Genomic DNA, 653 nt, shown 5'->3' with positions numbered 1-653 from the left:
CGTTTACGGTTTCGTCGGATCAATCGCCGCCGCTGGTTACGACGGTAGAGGTCGCCGTGCAGGCGCTGCCCGGACCGGGATTGGTCATACAAAAGCTGCCCGACCGCAATGGAGTGGTTCCCGGCGAAACGATCACTTACACCTTGACGGTTACAAATTTGCTGGCCGTTCCGCAAACGAATGTAGTCCTGACGGATGCGCTGCTGGGCCTGAGCGAAACGGTTCCGGTCCTGCTGCCAGGCGAAACGATCACCCGCACTGCATTGTTCCCCGTACCATTGGATACGCCGATTGGCAGTACCCTTACCAATACGTTTACGGCTTCGTCGGATCAAACGCCGGTGCTGGAAACGACGGCCGAGGTTATCGTACAGGCGGCGCCCGGACCGGGGTTGGTCATTCACAAGCTGCCGGACCGCAATGCGGTATTCCCTGGCGAGACGATCACGTACACGCTGACGGTAACAAACCTGCTGGCCGTTCCGCAAACGAATGTAGTCTTGGCGGATGCGCTGCTGGGTCTGAGCGAAACGGTAGCGGTCCTGCTTGCGGGCGAAACGATCACCCGAACCGCGACATTCACCGTACCTGTGGGTACGCTAATTGGCAGTACCCTTATCAATACGTTCACGGTTTCGTCAGATCAAACGCCG

Annotated in this window: 1 protein-coding gene; it reads left to right on the top strand. The window is 58.3% G+C overall.

Going from position 1 to position 653, the window contains the following annotated elements:
* A partial coding sequence (locus IAE55_RS33585; RefSeq protein ID WP_200634977.1) for a DUF7507 domain-containing protein occupies nt 1-653 on the top strand: 653 nt, incomplete at both ends.

Source organism: Paenibacillus sp. S28 (assembly GCF_016624415.1).
Lineage (GTDB): Bacteria > Bacillota > Bacilli > Paenibacillales > Paenibacillaceae > Paenibacillus_AQ > Paenibacillus_AQ favisporus.
The sequence above is the reverse complement of the archived record's forward strand: the minus strand, read 5'-3'. Positions and strand labels throughout refer to the sequence as shown.